The 16,504-nt window shown below is 69.2% G+C and carries 16 protein-coding genes and 1 pseudogene; 9 read left to right on the plus strand and 8 right to left on the minus strand.

What is annotated here, in order from left to right; genetic code table 11:
• Positions 1–25: 25 nt before the first annotated feature.
• A complete protein-coding gene (locus CV755_RS04070; RefSeq protein WP_030365423.1) occupies positions 26–469 on the minus strand; it encodes an Lrp/AsnC family transcriptional regulator in 444 nt (147 codons plus the stop codon).
• A gap of 199 nt (positions 470–668) precedes the next feature.
• Here CV755_RS04070 and CV755_RS04075 point away from each other — a divergent pair, with 199 nt between their 5' ends.
• Positions 669–1,052, plus strand: coding sequence for a hypothetical protein (locus CV755_RS04075; protein ID WP_109278751.1), 384 nt, complete (start codon positions 669–671; stop codon positions 1,050–1,052).
• A gap of 87 nt (positions 1,053–1,139) precedes the next feature.
• Complete coding sequence (locus tag CV755_RS04080; RefSeq protein WP_109278752.1) at positions 1,140–2,339, plus strand: pyridoxal-phosphate dependent enzyme; 1,200 nt, start codon at positions 1,140–1,142, stop codon at positions 2,337–2,339.
• Positions 2,340–2,666: 327 nt separating this feature from the next.
• Here the strand turns inward: CV755_RS04080 and CV755_RS04085 are convergent, their stop codons facing one another.
• A complete protein-coding gene (locus CV755_RS04085) occupies positions 2,667–3,839 on the minus strand; it encodes an acyl-CoA dehydrogenase family protein (RefSeq protein WP_109278753.1) in 1,173 nt (390 codons plus the stop codon).
• Between the two features lie 365 nt (positions 3,840–4,204).
• On the minus strand, positions 4,205–4,789 hold the full coding sequence (locus tag CV755_RS04090; protein WP_153068573.1) for a hypothetical protein: 585 nt from the start codon (positions 4,787–4,789) through the stop codon (positions 4,205–4,207).
• 200 nt (positions 4,790–4,989) lie between these two features.
• On the opposite strand from CV755_RS04090, the gene CV755_RS04095 reads away from it, so the two are divergent.
• From CV755_RS04095 to CV755_RS04105, 3 genes are all read left to right on the plus strand, one after another.
• On the plus strand, positions 4,990–5,706 hold the full coding sequence (locus CV755_RS04095; protein WP_193553347.1) for an XRE family transcriptional regulator: 717 nt from the start codon (positions 4,990–4,992) through the stop codon (positions 5,704–5,706).
• A gap of 100 nt (positions 5,707–5,806) precedes the next feature.
• Positions 5,807–6,724 carry an IS5 family transposase gene (locus tag CV755_RS04100; RefSeq protein ID WP_241560967.1) on the plus strand — a complete coding sequence of 306 codons (918 nt, stop codon included), beginning with the start codon at positions 5,807–5,809 and terminating at the stop codon, positions 6,722–6,724.
• On the plus strand, positions 6,721–8,247 hold the full coding sequence (locus CV755_RS04105) for a hypothetical protein (protein WP_109278756.1): 1,527 nt from the start codon (positions 6,721–6,723) through the stop codon (positions 8,245–8,247). The genes CV755_RS04100 and CV755_RS04105 overlap by 4 nt, the downstream gene beginning before the upstream one ends.
• 381 nt (positions 8,248–8,628) lie before the next feature.
• Here the strand turns inward: CV755_RS04105 and CV755_RS04110 are convergent, their stop codons facing one another.
• On the minus strand, positions 8,629–9,009 hold the full coding sequence (locus CV755_RS04110; protein ID WP_109278757.1) for a hypothetical protein: 381 nt from the start codon (positions 9,007–9,009) through the stop codon (positions 8,629–8,631).
• Between the two features lie 19 nt (positions 9,010–9,028).
• Positions 9,029–9,502, minus strand: a complete 474-nt coding sequence (locus tag CV755_RS04115; RefSeq protein ID WP_109278758.1) for a hypothetical protein — start codon at positions 9,500–9,502, stop codon at positions 9,029–9,031.
• Positions 9,503–9,521: 19 nt separating this feature from the next.
• Here CV755_RS04115 and CV755_RS34495 point away from each other — a divergent pair, with 19 nt between their 5' ends.
• The 3 genes from CV755_RS34495 (at position 9,522) to CV755_RS04125 (ending at position 13,465) form a co-directional block, all read left to right on the plus strand.
• Positions 9,522–9,671: a hypothetical protein gene (locus tag CV755_RS34495; RefSeq protein ID WP_161968585.1), complete on the plus strand. Its 150-nt coding sequence runs from the start codon at positions 9,522–9,524 to the stop codon at positions 9,669–9,671.
• Between the two features lie 412 nt (positions 9,672–10,083).
• Positions 10,084–10,905, plus strand: a complete 822-nt coding sequence (locus tag CV755_RS04120) for a hypothetical protein (protein WP_109278759.1) — start codon at positions 10,084–10,086, stop codon at positions 10,903–10,905.
• Positions 10,906–11,974: 1,069 nt separating this feature from the next.
• A complete protein-coding gene (locus tag CV755_RS04125; RefSeq protein ID WP_241560968.1) occupies positions 11,975–13,465 on the plus strand; it encodes a helix-turn-helix domain-containing protein in 1,491 nt (496 codons plus the stop codon).
• Between the two features lie 75 nt (positions 13,466–13,540).
• Here the strand turns inward: CV755_RS04125 and CV755_RS04130 are convergent.
• A pseudogene (locus CV755_RS04130) lies at positions 13,541–14,472 on the minus strand (cation diffusion facilitator family transporter).
• Positions 14,473–14,773: 301 nt separating this feature from the next.
• Here CV755_RS04130 and CV755_RS04135 point away from each other — a divergent pair.
• Entirely contained in the window at positions 14,774–15,667 is an 894-nt protein-coding gene (locus CV755_RS04135) for a hypothetical protein (protein ID WP_153068574.1), read from the plus strand.
• Here the strand turns inward: CV755_RS04135 and CV755_RS04140 are convergent.
• Both CV755_RS04140 and CV755_RS04145 read right to left on the minus strand, forming a co-directional pair.
• Complete coding sequence (locus tag CV755_RS04140) at positions 15,659–15,964, minus strand: DUF7701 domain-containing protein (protein ID WP_109278762.1); 306 nt, start codon at positions 15,962–15,964, stop codon at positions 15,659–15,661. The genes CV755_RS04135 and CV755_RS04140 overlap by 9 nt on opposite strands.
• Positions 15,961–16,488 (minus strand): RipA family octameric membrane protein, encoded by a 528-nt coding sequence (locus CV755_RS04145; RefSeq protein ID WP_206608384.1) that lies wholly within the window; start codon positions 16,486–16,488, stop codon positions 15,961–15,963. Before CV755_RS04145 ends, CV755_RS04140 begins: the two co-directional genes overlap by 4 nt.
• Positions 16,489–16,504: the final 16 nt, after the last annotated feature.

Genomic DNA, 16,504 nt, shown 5'->3' on the forward strand with positions numbered 1-16,504 from the left:
CGGCCCCCGGGCGGCGCGAGGGGGTTCAGCCCACCCGGGGCGGCCGTGCCTCATAGGGGGTGGACAGCACAATGGTGGTCCGGGTGGAGACTCCGGCCAGCGACCGGATCCGGGCCAGCAGATGCTCCAGCTCCAGCGGAGTGGCCACCCGCACCTTGAGGATGTAGTTCTCGTCGCCCGCCACGCTGTGGCAGGCCTCGATCTCCGGGATCTCGGCCAGCCGGTCGGCGATGTCATCGGGGGCGCTGGGGTCGAAGGGCTTCACCGAGATGAACGCGGTCAGCGGCAGGCCCACCGCCTCCGGGTCCACCACGGCCGCATAGCCCCGGATGACCCCGCGCTGTTCGAGACGGCGCACCCGCTGGTGCACCGCCGAGGTGGACAGGCCGGTGGCCTTCCCCAGGTCGGTGTAGCTCATCCGCCCGTCCTTGACGAGCAGTTCCACGATCTCTCTGTCCAACTCCTCCACGAGGGGTCAACCTACTGCGTCGGCGCGTGCCCGGCACAGTCGGCGCCACCACAGGCGCACTGGTCGCGTGACGAACGCCACACCTGTGCCCCCGCGTCCCCCCGGGCCGGGCGATTACCCGGCCACGCGCGAGGGAAGTGCTTGCTGTGGCCGGAGCCGAGACGCACGCCTGGCCAGGTCCATCCAAGGGGGAAGACTTATGCAGCCCAGCCTGGAACGCCCCGATCACGACGGTGACAGTCCGTACGGGGCGGACGAACCGGCCGATCTCACCGCCATGTTCCGGGTCACCTGCCCGGACTGTGCCCGCCCGATCGCCCTCCTGGCGGACGAGGACGTACTCCCGGAGCATGCCCTGTGCCCCTCGTCCTGGGATCCCTTCGGACTGACCGTCTGCCCGGGTTCCGGGTGCTCGGCGGACGAGGCCAAGCCGGTCGATGAGCCCTTCGGGGCCCAGGAGTTGGACACCGCCCTGCTGCTCACCCTGCCCGAGGGGCTCGACTGGCGGACCCAGCCGTTCTCCCACCTCGGCGGACCGGGCTCGCGCCCGCTGCGGGTCCCGGCCATGCGCCGCCCCTCCTGAAACCGCCGGGCCCCCTTGAGTAGGGGGCCCTTCCCTGTCCGGCCTGTTACATTCGGGGCATCCACCGCGCTGCTCCGAGGAGTTGACATGCCACCAGCCCTGCCACCACTGCACTGCCCGCGCTGTGACGCCGAGGTCCGGGACTTCGCCGGCTGTGCGGTCTGCCGGGCGGAGGGCGTGGGCGTCAATCCGGTGCCGCCGGCGGCGGATCTGTCCGGCCTGTCACTGGACTCCTTCCCGGGCGGGCCCTGGGGCTGGCCCACCGCCCTGCCGGTGCCGGGCCCGCCGGTCACCCTGGGCGAGGGCGCCACCCCCAACATCCGTATCCCGCTTGAGGATTCGCCCCGGGGCGGCGAAGTGGTGGTGAAGTACGAGGGCGCCAACCCCACCGGCTCGCACAAGGACCGCGCCATGGCGGTGGGCGTGGCGGCGGCGGTGGCCTCGGGAGCGGACACGGTGGCGGTCTCCTCTTCCGGCAACGCGGCCGCCGCGGCGGCCGCTTACGCCGGGCGGGCCGGACTGCGCTGCGTGGTCTTCACCACGCCGGCGGTCCCGGGGCCGCTGCGGGCCCAGATCGACGCTCTGGGCGGGGTACGGGTGGTGTGCGGCGACCACGACACCCGGCAGGCGGCGCTGCGGGAGTCGGTGGAACGGTTCGGCTGGTATCCGCTGACCTGCTACACCGATCCCTCGCCGGGCAGCAACTCCTATGCCAATGAGGGCTATAAGTCCGTCGCCTATGAACTTGCCCGGGACTTCGGGGAGTCGGTCTCCGCCGTGGTGGTGCCCACCAGCCGGGGCGACCTGCTGTCCGGAATCGCCCGCGGCTTTGCGGAGTTGCGCTCCGCGGGTCTGCTGGCGCGGACGCCCCGCCTGGTCACCGCCGAACCGGACACGGCGGCTCCGCTGGCCGCCGCGCTCGCCCAGCGCGACCGGGCGCGTCAGGAACGCACCCGGATCCACCACCGCCTCTCCCCCGCCTTCTCCCTGGGCGAGCGCACACCTGCCTGGCAGGCCCTCAACGCGCTCTGGCAGTCGGACGGCGCGGCACTGGCCCTCCCCGCCGAGGAGTACCTGGCGGAACGCCAAGTCCTCGCCGGCCAGGGCCTGTTCCTGGAGGCCTCCTCCGCGGTGGCGGTACGCGCCGCGCGCCACTGGGCCCACGACCACGGCGGCCTGGTCATCGCCCTGGGCACGGCCACCGGCCTCAAGGACACCTCCGCCCTCCCGGCGCCGGGCGAGGCGGTTGACCGCATCCCCGAACTGGCCGAACTGGCCATCCATTAGAACGGCGCCCCATCAGGGGCGCGGGGAACTGCGCGACCAGCCACCCACTGCCGGCAGCCGAACGCCAACGCCCCCCGGCAGACGCCGGGTTCATCGCCGGGCGCGCCCCGTCAGGGGCGCGGGGCGGCAACATATGCGGCTCCGCCGCGTGGGCGCGAACGGCCACACGCAACGCGCGGCCGAACGGCAACGGTCTTCGGCAGACGCCGGTTCCATTGCCGGGGCGCCCCCGACGGAGCGCGGATATTGCCCACGACCGCCGAGTCCCGGCCGCAGGCCGTGCGTGGCTGGTCGCGCAGTTCCCCGCGCCCCGGAAGGGGCGCCCCCTCAGCGGGACTCCGGTCCCGCCAGATGCCGCGCGATCACCATCCGCTGAATCTGATTCGTTCCCTCAACGATCTGCAGCATCTTGGCCTCCCGCATATACCGCTCCGCCGGGAAGTCCGCGGTGTAGCCATAGCCGCCCATCAGCTGCACCGCGTCCGTGGTCACCCGCATCACCGCGTCGGTGCAGAACAGCTTGGCCATGGCGGCCTGCCGGGCGAAGGCCAGCCCCTGGTCCCGGAGCCGGGCCGCGGCCAGGTACAGGGCCCGGCCCGCCTCGATCTGGGTGGCCATATCGGCGAGCATAAAGCGCAGCCCCTGGAAGTCGGCCAGCGGACGGCCGAACTGGCGCCGTTCCTCCACAAAGGCCAGCGCCGTGTCCAGCGCCGCCTGGGCCAGCCCGACCGCGCAGGCGGCGATCCCCAGCCGCCCGGAGTCCAGCGCGGAGAGCGCGATGGCGAAGCCCTGCCCCTCCTCGCCGATACGCCGCGCGTCCGGCACCCGTACACCGTCGAAGTGCAGCTGGGCGGTGGGCGAGCCCTTCATGCCCATCTTCCGCTCCGGCGGGGCCGCGGTCAGCCCGGGGGCGTCACCCGGCACCAGGAAGGCGGTGATCCCGCGCGGGCCCTCCCCGCCGGTGCGCGCCAGCACGGTGTAGAAGTCGGCGATCCCGCCATGGGTGATCCAGGCCTTGGTGCCCTCGATGACCCATTCCCCGCCGTCCCGGGTCGCCCGGGTACGCAGCGAGGCCGCGTCGGAACCGGCCGAGGGCTCGGACAGGCAGTACGCCCCGAGCAGCCCGCCACCGAGCATCGCGGGCAGGTGCTCGGCCTGCTGCTCCTTGGTCCCGTACCCGGCGAGGGCATGACAGGCGAGGGTGTGCACGCTCACTCCCAGCCCCACGGTCAGCCGGGCGGCGGCCAGCTCCTCCAGCACCTGGAGGTAGACCTCGTACGGCTGGTCGCCGCCGCCGAACTCCTCGCCGTACGGAAGCCCCAGCAGCCCCGAGGACGACAGCAGACGGAAGAGCTCCCGGGGGAAGTGCCCGGCGTCCTCCTCCTCGGCGGCCTTCGGCCGGATTTCCCGCGCGGCCATCTCCCGCACCAGCGTGATCAGATCGCGGGCCTCCTCGGTGGGCAGCTGACGCTCCACCGCCTGCGGACCATGCTCGGTCATGTCGGCCGTCTCCTCCCTGTTGGGACACTGCGAAGACGGCCGCCCGGGGTGTCGGTGCCCGTCCTCGGATATCTGCCCAGTCCGATGGTCCCGTGCCGGGTCGCGGACTGCCGTGACCTGCGGCTGTGGCGCTTGGAGTATGCCCGATCGGGCCGCGTACGTCACGGGGTGAGAGATCTTGCAGCGGACGGCCGCGGACGGGCCTCACCCGCTGAGCGGGGGGCTCGCCTCCAGTGCTGCGGGACCGTACCCTCACCCCATCGTCGGGTGGCCACGCGGTTCCCCGCGCCCCCTCATGCGCATACCCGGCAACGTCCGGGTACGGGGCCGGGCGGTCCGTCCTGGCGCTTGGCACGGCCCCGTTCTCAACTCGGATGCCCACAGTCGCAGTCGCAACGCAGGCGCTGCACCGGGGGCTCATGCTCGGGCGCCCCGATACGCCGGATATCCGTGTTGCCCGGACAGCGGCCGTGCTGCCCGAGCCGGCACTCGGGGGTGGTGTACGGGTCCGTACGGCACGCCCGCTGCGCGGCGGCGAGCGCGAAGCGGAGTTCTTCTGGGCGGACCGGACGCCGGGCCCCGCCGGGCGGGGAGCTCCAGAGGCGGTCGGGGTCATAGGCACCTGGCAGCGGAGCCGTCAACTTGTGTCCGGCGTCCAGGAGTTGGACGCCCTTCGTCCCGGAGAGCTGATATCCCGTACCAAGCGGCAGGAGCCACCAACTGGCCCGGGCAGCACGGTTGATAAGGCATGGCCCGACGGGGCATCCGCTGTCGCGGAGCCGTTCCAGGACGATACGGGCCAGCGCGAAGTCCATTTGGACGATGTCCGAGTGCTGTCCGGCGATCAGCACAAGATGGCGTCGCTCCCTTGCGTCCTTGATCCACTCCGGAGCCTTCCGCGCCCCGTCAACGGGGTCGGCGCTCGCCCGGATCATGGAACGGATACTCATGCGGACTTGTCCCTTCGGCAGTGCCTCCATCAGCGCCATAGATGTATCGGCGGACTGGAAGATGGCGCGGCGACCGTCAAGACGTCATTCCGGCGACACTCATTGGTCAAAACCCCTGACCAACTGTCGTCCGGCGCCGTACCTTCGAGAGTGTGGCCAAACCGAACACGGTTCTGCGTGCAGTCAGGATGAGCTTGCGCATGTCCCAGGACGACCTGGCCCTAGCCATACGCATGGCAGGGAAGGAAGCGGGCGAGCCCAACGACTGCGCAAAGCGCAATGTCCAGCGCTGGGAGTCCGGCCAGGTCCTCAATCCCCGGCCCGTATACGCAAGGGCCCTGGAGCGAGTGACGGGGCTCCCGGTCGAGGCTCTAGGGTTCGGAGCACCAGTGCCGCACAGGCGAACAGGCAATATCTCGCGGATTGGCGAGGCGGCTGCGGAGCGCGCCGTAACAGCCCAAGGAGGTGCTGTCCCCATGACCCAGCACAGTGATCACGGCACCCTGTCGGGCATCTGGCTGTCCCGATACGAGTATCACTCATCCGGCCGGGGAGCCGACTTCACCGGCGAGCACTATGTCGTGGTACTCCAGCACGGCAATAAACTGACCGCCCGCTCACTCCCGGAAGGCTCCACCAACCCCAACTCCCCACTCACCCTTGACCTGACCCGGGAGGGGAACGTCGTCACCGGTACCTGGCGCGAGGAGACGGCTCCGGATGGCTACTATTCGGGAGCCGTCTACCACGGAGCGATCCAGCTCCTCATCGAGCCCACGGGGCGGAAGATGACGGGCAAATGGGTCGGGTTCGGCAAAGACTTCGACGTCAACACCGGCCCCTGGGAGCTGGTCTTCAAGGACGCCTCGACGTCCAAAGCCGCCATGGACCGGTACAACCGGCCGCCTGGTGAGTAAGAGGTCGCGCGGATAGGTGTGGTTGGGGGCCCGGCAACAGAACAGGCACAAGTCCCGGTGATCATGGAGTTGCGACGCTCTGTGATCACGAGGGAGACCTGTGCCCGCGCTGCCGTCATGGCTCACGGAACCGCTCTGGGATCAATTCGTGGCGCTGCTTTCCGAGCGGCCCGAGTTCCACCCGGACCATCCACTCGGCTGCCACCGCCGACGCATCAACGACCGGATCATCTTCGGCAAGCTCCTGCAGCTACTGCGCTTCGGCTGTTCTTACGAGGCGATCGCCGACACGACCTGCTCGGCCACCACGCTCCGCAGCCGCCGCGACGAGTGGATACGACTCGGCGTCTTCGCCCAGCTCAAGCAGATCGCGCCGGACTCCTACGACCGGATCGTCGGCCTCGTCCTCGACGAGATTGCCGTGGATGGCTCCATCACCAAGGCTCCCGGGGGCGGCGAGGTGGCCGGTCGCTCACCGGTCGACCGTGGCAAACAGGGCCTGAAACGCTCGGGTATGACGGACGGGTACGGCATTCCACTGGGTCGTGTCTTGGCTGGTGCCAACCGCCACGACTCCCCGTTACTCGCCCCGACCCTGGACCGCCTGGACGACCTGGGGCCGCTACCCGACGACATCACCGTGCACCTGGACGCCGGCTACGACTCGGACAAGACCCGCACGCTACTCAGCGAACGGGGCCTGCACGGATGTATGCATACAAAGGGGAGAAAGCACCCATCCAGGCCAGTCGGCGTTGGCATGCGAACGCACCCACGCCTGGCAGAACGCCTCCTACCGCCTCGCTCGCTGCTACGAGCGGCGTACCACCGTCATCGACGCCTTCCTCGACCTCGCCGACACCATCATCACCGTGCGCAGTCTGATCCGGCAGGCATGGACGACCCACCGCTGGGGCGAACGCCCGAACCGCCGACCATGACCGACCCCTATCCGCACGGCCTCCTGCAGAGGCCACGAGTCCGTTGTCAGTGGGCGGTGTTACTTTCTGTGACATGACCGATCACGCGCTATGGCTGCTGCGGCAGGACCGCCGCCTGGCCGAACTGGCCGCCTTCCCCTTCGACTTCGACCTGGACCGCGCCGCCCACGGCCATGTCGAGGATGTCCGCCTCGCCTCGGGCGGGCCGCTGGAGACGGTAGCCGGGGACGATACCGGCGGTACGTACTTCGTGTGCGCGGACGGCTCGGTGCTCTACGCCGACTCGGAGGGCGCCGCGGGGATCATCGGCTCCAGTGTCGATGAGACCCTGGAGCTCGTGATCGGCCTGCCCGGCTGGCGCGGCTACACACATCTGTCGCCAGACGACGGTGAGGAGAAGATCCTGGCGTGCGTCGCGGAGACCGAGGATGAGATCCGTGAGTACTACGGAATCGACGAGGAGCGGGCCGAGCTCCGTGCGGCGCTGGGCTTCCCGAAACGCTCCCCGGTCGAGCTGCTGGGCAGGCTGCGTGCCGCGCTGCTGCGCACCGAGCCGGACTTCGTACTGCTCAACGCGGATGAGGGGTGCGCGTACGACCGGATAGGCCCGGCCGGTCCCCCGCTGTGGGAGCCAGTGCTCGCGGCGGGCCGCGCCGATCTCGCCTGCCTGCGGGAGGGCGACCGCACGGCATGGTGTGAAGTCGCCGAGGACCCGGTCCGGCGCCGGATCACCCTGCGGGCCGCGCAGTTCGACCGCGCCGAGGGCGATCTGGAGCTGCTGCGGCATCTGCTGCGGCATGAGACGCGGTCATCGATGACGGACGAACTGCGGCTCGCGGCCGTGCTGGTGGGGCTGCGCGGGGACACCGGAGATCTGCCGCTGCTGCTTGAGGTCCGGGAGACGGACTTCGACACAGCGTGCGGCCTGGGCGGTATGCCGGAACCGGGTGCAAGCGCGGACGAGTTGCAACAGTGGGCGCGGGCGCTCGACGAGTCGATGTTCGGGACGGAGCCGTCGGACGAGCCGGTCTCCACATGGACCGACCTGGCGCGGGCCCAGGGGATGACGGACCTCGCGCGGGTGACGCTGATCCGCGAACTCGACAACATCTTCATGGACCAGAGCAGACTCCGCCGCCCCGAGGCGCCCCGCACCCTGGCCACGGCTCCGCTGAGCGGGCTCGCCCGGGACTTCGAGGAACTCGGCGACCTTCCCCAGGCGCTGCGCGCCCAGCGCCTGTACGCCGCCCTTCAGGAGACGGCATGGGACCGGGCCTCGGCCCGGCACACCCTCGCCCGCCTGGAGCGGGAGGCGGGCCAGCTGCCGCAGGCGGCGGACAGCCTGGCCGCCGTGCGCGACGCCCTGGCCACCCCGGGCGACGACTCACTGCGCCACTGGCAGCAGGTCAACCTCGGCCGCTTCATCGCCGAGGAGCACTACCGGCTCACCCTCGCCCTGGCCGACGCGGGCCGCCCCGAGGAGACCCGTGCCCTCCTCACCGCCGCGGACGCCATACTCGGCAAGCTCTCGGAGAACGCCGCGAACGGCATCCGCGAGCTCGCCGAGCGGACCGCTGCAAGGGTGCGAGAGGTCAACTGAGGACAGGCACGGCGGGCAGCCGTCCGCCAGGAAGCAGTGGCTGCCGCAGCAGTCTCCCCGCCCGCTGCTACGAGCGGCGCACCCCCGTCATCGTGGCATTCTTCGAGCCGACACGATCATCACCGTGCGTAGTCTGATCCGGCAGGCGTGGACGACTCACGACTGGGAGAAGGCCGGAACCACCGACCATGACCGCATCCCTATCCGCGCGGCCTCTAAGCGAGCCGGCAGCCCCTCGGTTGAGGAATCCAGCACCGCCCGCCGCGCATGCAGCGAGTCAGCGCGGCCAGTTGGCTCGGAGTGCAGGGATCCACGGGGACGTCGATCTCAATGCGACCGGGCTTGGCCGCGATCGAAGTGTCCAGGCCCTCCCTTATGGGGTCAGCGCCCGTCGGGTCGCGCTCTCAATGCCATGACCAGGTGATATCCGCCGGCCAGGTCGATGTCGGTCTGTTCTCGGAGCAGTTTGATGGCCGAGTCCTGGTCCCCGTCATGCAGCAGGTTCGTCATCTCACTGACCAGCCCGGCATCGCACCGACGCAGTGCGTCCACTGCCTGCCGGTAATCGGTAGGCAGGGCGTGACCCTGGGTGAGCAAGTCCAGGGCGACGGGTGCCACATGAATACCGAGACCGGATTCCTTGCGCAGCCGACGGATGGCCTGGGCCGTGCGGCCCTGGGCCGCCAGAGCCTTCGCCGCGCCCTGGGCTTCCTGCGGGACCGGCGTGATCAGAGCTGTTGTGCGTGTCTTGGTACTCGTCATGGCGTTGGGGACTCCCCGGTCAACGGCACTGCTTCTTTATCGAGTCAACACCAAGCACCGCCGATGCCAAACCGCCAAGGGTTGCGCCCAGTTCACTGATCTTCTCCTCGCCCTTGGCAATACGGATCAGCAGGTAAGCCGCTTCCTTTACGCCTCCCGCCTTGCTGATGAACTTCTTGAGCTTGAGGACCTTGGCAACAGGAACCGCGCCGCCGGCGACGGCAGCGCTGATGGCGGCCACGCACTTGGTGGTCTGCCACCAGCCGAAGGCCACGGCCCCGCCGTTATAGGTGGGGAGGTGTTCGGCCAGGTATGCCCGGACCGCTGCCTCTCCCTGGTCCGCCACGCTGTCGGGCATCGCGTTGATCACGTCCAGCGCGGCCATGAACCGTTGCCCGTCAGCCGAGTTGAGTTCTTCCTGGGCCGTCAGGGGCGCGGCCGGTTCGACGAGGGCGGAAGTCGGCCCGTCCTGGGCGTCGCGCTCGGCAGCCATGGCGGCCGAGGAGAGGCCGGTGCTGAAGATTGCCGCCGTGGCTATGGCAGCCGTCGCCGTGGTCAGTCTGGTGATTCTCACGCTCTTCTCCCATCGCTGTGAGCTCCGGCTGATCGAGCCGGGCATGGACGGCGCGCACTGTGGTGCGGTCGCCGTTGAACAGGAGTGATCATGAAAGAGATGCCGGGGGTTGGGGAAGCAGCTTGGGCGCCCCTCGTCAAGATCGGCTGAATTGCCCATCACCACTGTCTTAATCCTTTGGCTGCCCGTAGCTCAGGGGCATCCAGGGCACCCAGAGTTGACCACCTTGAGTCTGCGGAAGTCCATGACTCAAGCAAAGCCCAGAAGATGAGTGGCTCACAAAATGATTGTGCGGCCGAGCACGAACACGACATGATCACTTCGACTCATCATCACCCCAGAACAGTTTGGGGCAGCCCAATAGAGCCCTATAGATGGGGAGTTGAGGGAAACAACCGTGAACAGAAGCGGCGCTCTTCTCCCTCGCACCGGCTCATGCTGAGACGCCCTCACCTTCGAGTCCCGCTTCGCCGACCGCTCCTTCGCGGCCGCGACTTGAGGTGTTCGGCCTGGGTCCGCACGGGCACACGCCGGTACAGGCCGGTGGACTCGCCGTCGCCCATCTCAGCGGGATGCCGCCAGGCTGGGACAAGGCCACCATCGAAGCCCGACCGGTCAATCCCAATGACCACCTGTCAGCTTTCTTCCCGAACTATGAAGTCGCGCCGCGCGATAACAAAGCGACGGAGAGCGCAAACGAGTACGGCCACTACACGACCGACTATCCGGGCCGGTATGTGGTTGTTGCGGTCTATCACGGACGGGACATCGCCAGCACTGAGGTAACGGTGGCGGAGGTACCGAATTACAGGTACGTGCGTCGCTTCGACATCTACCCCCGCTATGCACGTAACCCCGTCGGTTCAGCGGAGAGATCGCACTGGGTGCGTCCCGGTGCGCAGGCAGCCGTCTCCCTGGCTGTCCATGACGACGAGGCCGGAATCCTTCATGCAGAGTCGCCGGCTTTCGAGCACCCGCTGACCCTGCGCATGGGCACCAGTGACGATCCGGATCTCCGGGAGGACGCGGAGAACGGGCCCTATGTGTATGCGGGGCATATCCAATTGCGACGGAACCTTCCCGAGGGGGTCTATCCGGTGACGGTGCCCTCGCACGGAGGACGGCACAGCGTGACTCAGAACCTGATCGTCTCCGCGGAAGCCGAAGATCCGCCGCCGCTGGCTTCCGACTCTTCCAAGCCGTCACTGTCCAGTTGGTACGCCCCCTGGCTTTGGACTGGCCTCGCCGTCGTCTCCGGCGGCCTGGTGGCAGCCGCCATCCGCGCGGCCCGCGCCCGTCGGCGCACGGACACCGCGGTCTGAACTCCCCCTTCCCCCGGGCCTTGCGGACCGGAATTCCCGGCCGCGAGCCTTTTTGGCGAGCCCGGTGGCCACGCGCGGTTCCCCGCGCTCCCTCATACGCATACCCGGCAACGTCCGGGCACCGGGCCGGGCAATGCTCCGACACCGCCCCAAGTGGTCTCCGGTGCTTATGCCGGGGCACGACTCGGCGCGCCTCGTCCTGAAGGGCGGGCGGGAGCTTGGTTGTTCAGCCGGTGGCGGCGAGGAGCGGGCGGCGCCGGTAATGCGCCGGGCGGCGGCCGGCCCCCACCAGACACCGCCCGGCACGTATGTGGTTGTTACGGGATGGTCAGAGCCAGGCCCGCTTCGATGCGGACATGGTTTTTCGATGGCTTGCGCAAAGGCGGCCCTCTCGGTCTCGACCGCGGATGGCTGATCGACGGCTTCCCATTCACTGTCCCCTGCCGCCGTGAAGGAACTCGCTTCAACTTGCCCCGCGGAAGCACCGGTTGGAAAGGTCTGCCTCCCTGATCAACCGCTGCTCAAAAATCTAGGGCAATGCCTTGGCGCTACAAAGGTTCCATGTGCACAGTGAACGGGCGATTCCGGTGAAGGCTTGCACAGTGATCCGGGCGCGCCGGGCACCGAGCCCGGCCGGCGTCCTGGCCTCGGCGGGGACAGCACCGCTCACTGTGCAATCGAGCCTTGGGTGGCGACTGGTTGTTGCCGTGGTTTGCCGGTCGGCGGCTGCGAGGCCCGTACCCTCGCGATGACAACCTGCCTCCCGATGTGCTCGCCGCCGCAGGCCCGCAGGCGCGGAAGGGCATCGTCGCCGGCTGCCCGTACCCGACGACGGTTGCGGCGGTGGCGCCCAACGCACCTTGGGTACCACCACCCTGGAAGTGCCCCCGCGACTGCCGGGAAGCGCACCATGTCGCTGAGGTCGCGCTCGCGGCCGATCGCCGTGCACTCGGCCACACCCTCGCCACCGCCCAGCGGATTCCGGACGGTAAGTCCTGAATTCGCGGCCGGAAAAACCGAAGTGATCTCGGTTCAGATACCGCTGTACCCTTTGTCATCGGGGGGCGGTATGTACATGCAGGCGAATGTCGGCAGCGAGGGAGCAAACCGGCGCGCGCAGCGGGCCGAGGATGTGCTGGCGATGCAGCGCGCGGCCCGCAAGGACGGCACCCGGTCGCTCCTGCGCTGGCTGGCCGACCGGACCGGCACCCGGGTCGGGCTGATCGATGCCGCCGGGGCCGCGGTGCCCCTGGACCCGGCCGAGGACCCGGACGGGGAGGCCGCCGAGCTCATCCGCCGCGGACTGCGGGAAATCGCGTCCCGACGCCTCCGTTCCATGGCCATCGACGGTGCGAACCACACGGTGCTGCTCTTCCCTCTGGATGCCCCGCGTGGAGTCCGCGCGCCGGCCCTCGCCGCGGTCGCCCATCGGCCGGTAGCGGCCCACCTGCCCACGCTGCTCGCCGACGCCGCGTCGGCCCTGAGCCTGTGCTGGCAGGCCGAGCACGCCGAGCGGCTGCGCCGGCGGACCGAACGCGCCGAGGGCCGCAGCCGGGAGGCGGTGCTGCACCTGCTGATGAACGGGCACTTCGCGGCCGCCCATCAGGTCGCCGGGGCGCTGTATCTGCCCTTGCCCCCATTGATCCGCTTCTATGTGGTCCAGTGCCCGCCCCGGGTACGCGAGCAGCTCTCGGCCCGCTGTACCGAGGTGGCCGAAGACGCCTGGGTCGTCCCCTGCCCGGTCCATGTGGACCACATCCTGGTGATCGCATCTGCCGGCACCCCGGCATTGGAGGAGATCTTCGCCGAGCTGACGGACGACTGCCTGGTGGGCGCGAGCGAGGAACTGCCGCTGCGGGACACGGCCACCGGCTATGCGCAGGCCTTCCATGCCCTCGCGGCCGCCCGCAACCAGTCCGTCCGGCATGCCCGGTTCGCCGGCCGGCCGGATCTGGCGCTCGCCATCGGGCCGGCCGCGGCCACCTGGGCGAAGGAGGTGCTGGCACCTCTGCGCGCCCACTCGGCGAAACGCTCCCAGGACCCCGACAGCGGGGAACTCATGGCCACGGCGGTGTCCTGGCTGACCTTCTCCTCCCAGGCGACCGCACACCTGAAGATCCACCGGAACACCTTGTCCGCTCGCCTCAAGCACATCGCGGAGCTGCTGGACCTGAACCTCGACCGACTGGCGGACCAGTCGCTGCTGGCTCTCGCCCTCCGCGCGGACGGCATACCCTGCGACAACCGGGACGCCGGGACCACGCGCTCCCTCGACGACCTGCTGCTGCGGCCGGCCGCGGTGGCATGGGCCCACCAGCAGCTGCACCCGATCCGCACGCGACCCTTCGCGGACGAACTCGACCGGACTCTGACCACCTATCTGAGCAATGACGGCCGGCTCGGCCCGACTGCGGCCATGCTCTCCATCTCGGCCACTGCCACCCGCAAACGGCTCGCACGTATCGAGGCGCTCCTGGAGCGGTCGCTGCTCCGCTCTCCCAGCGCGCGTTACGACCTGTGGCTGGCGCAGCGCGCCCTGACGCTCGCCGAAGGCGGGTGAACGGTCCGTCCGCGCCGGGCACTTGACAGGGCCGAACTGCGGACCCCGGACGCCGACCCGGGCGGTGGCTCAAGGTCAGCGAGGGCCGTGGTGGGCCAGCAGCCGGTGCGGATCCGTTCCCTCGATCATGGTGTGGTCGGTGTGGACCGTGGCGGCGGTCAGCCTGGGCACCGCGTGGACAAGAGCGTGCTCGGCGGCCACCGCCAGCTCGTGGGCCCGTACCACGGTCAGGTGCGGATCGACGACGATCTCCGCCTCCGCACGCAGCGCGTGACCGATCCACCGCATCCGCACCTGTCCCACCCCGCGCACACCCTCCACCGCACGCAGCGCGGTCTCGGCGGAATCGACCAGGGCCGGGTCCACGGCATCCATCAGGCGTCGGTAGACCTCCCGGGCCGCGTCGCGCAGGACCATAAGGATCGCGGCGGTGATCAGCAGACCGACGATGGGGTCGGCCAGGTGCCGGCCGAGCGCAGCACCCCCCGCGCCGGGGAGGACGGCCAGCGAGGTGAACCCGTCGGTACGGGCATGGAGGCCGTCAGCGACCAGGGCGACGGAGCCGATCTTCCGTCCCGTGCGGATGCGGTAGCGCGCCACCCACTCGTTGCCGACGAAGCCGACCACGGCAGCGAGGGCGACGGCCCATAGATGGGTGAGGTCACGCGGGTGCAGCAGCCGGTTGACCGCCTCGTAGGCCGCCAAGGCGGAGGAGGCGGCGATCGTCACCACGATCGCAATGCCGGCCAGGTCCTCGGCCCGTCCATAGCCGTAGGTGTAGCGGCGAGTGGTCGCCCGACGACCGAGGATGAACGCGATGCCCAAAGGCACCGCGGTCAGGGCGTCGGCCCCGTTGTGGATGGTGTCCCCCAGCAGCGCCACCGACCCCGACAGCGCAATCGTGCCCACCGGCCGCCGTCATGGTGAGCATGCCCTTGACGGTGACCGTGGTGATCGTGGCCATGGCCGTGCGTAGGAGTGTGGGTCCCTGCCATGCCGCCCACCATGGCACGCGAATTCGATTGCAGCCACAACCGTCATACCCGCGCTGACCAGGTGCAACTGCCTCGCAACGGCATTGCCCAAGCGCCGGCGCACCACCTCACAGAGCACGCGGCATTGTCCGATGCTCTGACGCCACCCCACCCCGTCTGCCACAGTGAGCGCAGAGGAACGAGAGGTGGTGGCCGCCGAATGGAAAATGCCTCTTTTCCCGTGCAGCGCAAGGCACTTGGCTGGAGCATGCGAGTCACGGGCTGGATACTGCGCCTGGCGGGCGCTGTCGCCGTTCTGGTCAGTGTGAGCCGTATGCGGACGGTGGGATCCCGCACCAGCGCGCCCGGTTACCATGGCCCGCCCTGGTATGTGGAAGAGCTCGTGCTGACCGGCACCCTGGCGGTGGGCCTCGTGCTACTGCTGGCCAGCCTGATCGTGGGCAGACGCGCCCGGGTGCACACGGCGCACATCATCACCTCCGTATCGGGTCTCGCACCGGGTTCCTATGTGCTCTATCTGCGCCCGTTCACCCAGGATCTGGCAGCGTCCGGTATCGCTCCGGCACCGGAGAACAACAACGCCTTTGTCAACCCCGCGCGGACGATCGCGCGTTCGGGGCGCACCTATGAGGAACGGCTGGGGTGGATGTTCCGCAAGTTCGGCCCAATGGTCGCGATCGGCCGGCCTGGCGAGCCCTTGCCCGGCGGATCCGGTGCGCGCCGGACCTACCTCCCCCTCAACGACTGGAAGGACACCGTAGGGGAGTTGATCGACAACGCCCGGGTGGTCATCCTCGGCGCCGGACCGGGTCCCGGCACGGTGTGGGAGTACGTGGAGATCATGCGCCGCAGGGACCCCTCCCGGCTGGTGGTGCTGGTCACCGACCGGGAGGAGTACCAGCGCTTCAAGGCCTCGGCCATCGCCGAGGCCGAGGGCGTGCTGTTTGAACTCAAGCAGAAGTACGGGGACTTCTGGCAGCCCCCGATCCTGCCGGATCTGCCGGAACCGGCGAACCCGGGGGCATCTCGGGCCTTCTACTTCAAGGCGATGATCTATTTCACGGCGGGCTGGGAGCCCCACCTGGTGCACTTCGACAGATCGGCGGTCAAGGGCGCCAGGCGCGGGAAAATCGACAAGCACTTCGTGGAACGGCTGCGCCCGGTGATGGCACACCTCAGCCAGGGCACCCGGGCGTCCTCAGCCTGACCGGCCGGGGCGGGCCCGCTCCCGCGTGGCGGCGTGAATGGCCTGGACATAGGGGAGATCCGCGAGCCGCGTGGACTCGTCCAGGGAATCAAAGGGAACCAGGGCCGGATGACCGGGGTTTCGGGTTTCCATCCAGGCCGCCCAGGCGTCATGCACATCAACATCCGTGACACCAAGGCCCTTTGCCCGCATCAGGACGGCATAGATGAGGAACAGCGCATCCGCGTCCTCCGGCGGCCGGGCCTGCGGGGGCAGATGGGACTGGATCAGTCGGGCGTCATCACACAGGTAACTCATGTCAGCAGCCTGCCCAGGCACAACAGCCCATGCAAGAAAGCGAAGACCCAGGGGATCATTCGCTCGCTGAAACCGAGCTCGGCGTAGCGGCTGCGCCAGGAGGCCATGGGTCTCCGGGTCAGATGGCCCCACTCATCGGTGAAGACCTTAACCGGAAGCCGTGTCTCGATGGAGTTGATGACCTCGAACTTCGCCCGGTTGAGATCCCGGTAGCTGCGTAGCTGGAGCCACCAGGTCATCGAGATCGCCACGCCCGCCAGGGCGATCACCGGTGCGGTCCACAGTGGTTGCTGCCGGAGATTGAGGAGATTGATGCCGATGGTGCCGACAAAGGCCGTCTGGATGGAGAGGAAGAAGGCATTGGCCAGGCCCCGTCGTGCGGAGACCCGGTCGGCCATTTCCACGGCGAGCTTGTAGAGCTCCAGGACCGTTGAGGAGACGGGGGCCTCGTCGGCCGAGGTGGGCGGTGGCGGTGGCGATGGCGGTAACGGTGGCGATGGCGGTGCGCTGCGCGGATCGGGCATCACAGTCATCATGATG

The sequence above is a fragment of the Streptomyces orinoci genome, from assembly GCF_003121295.1.
Lineage (GTDB): Bacteria > Actinomycetota > Actinomycetes > Streptomycetales > Streptomycetaceae > Streptomyces > Streptomyces orinoci.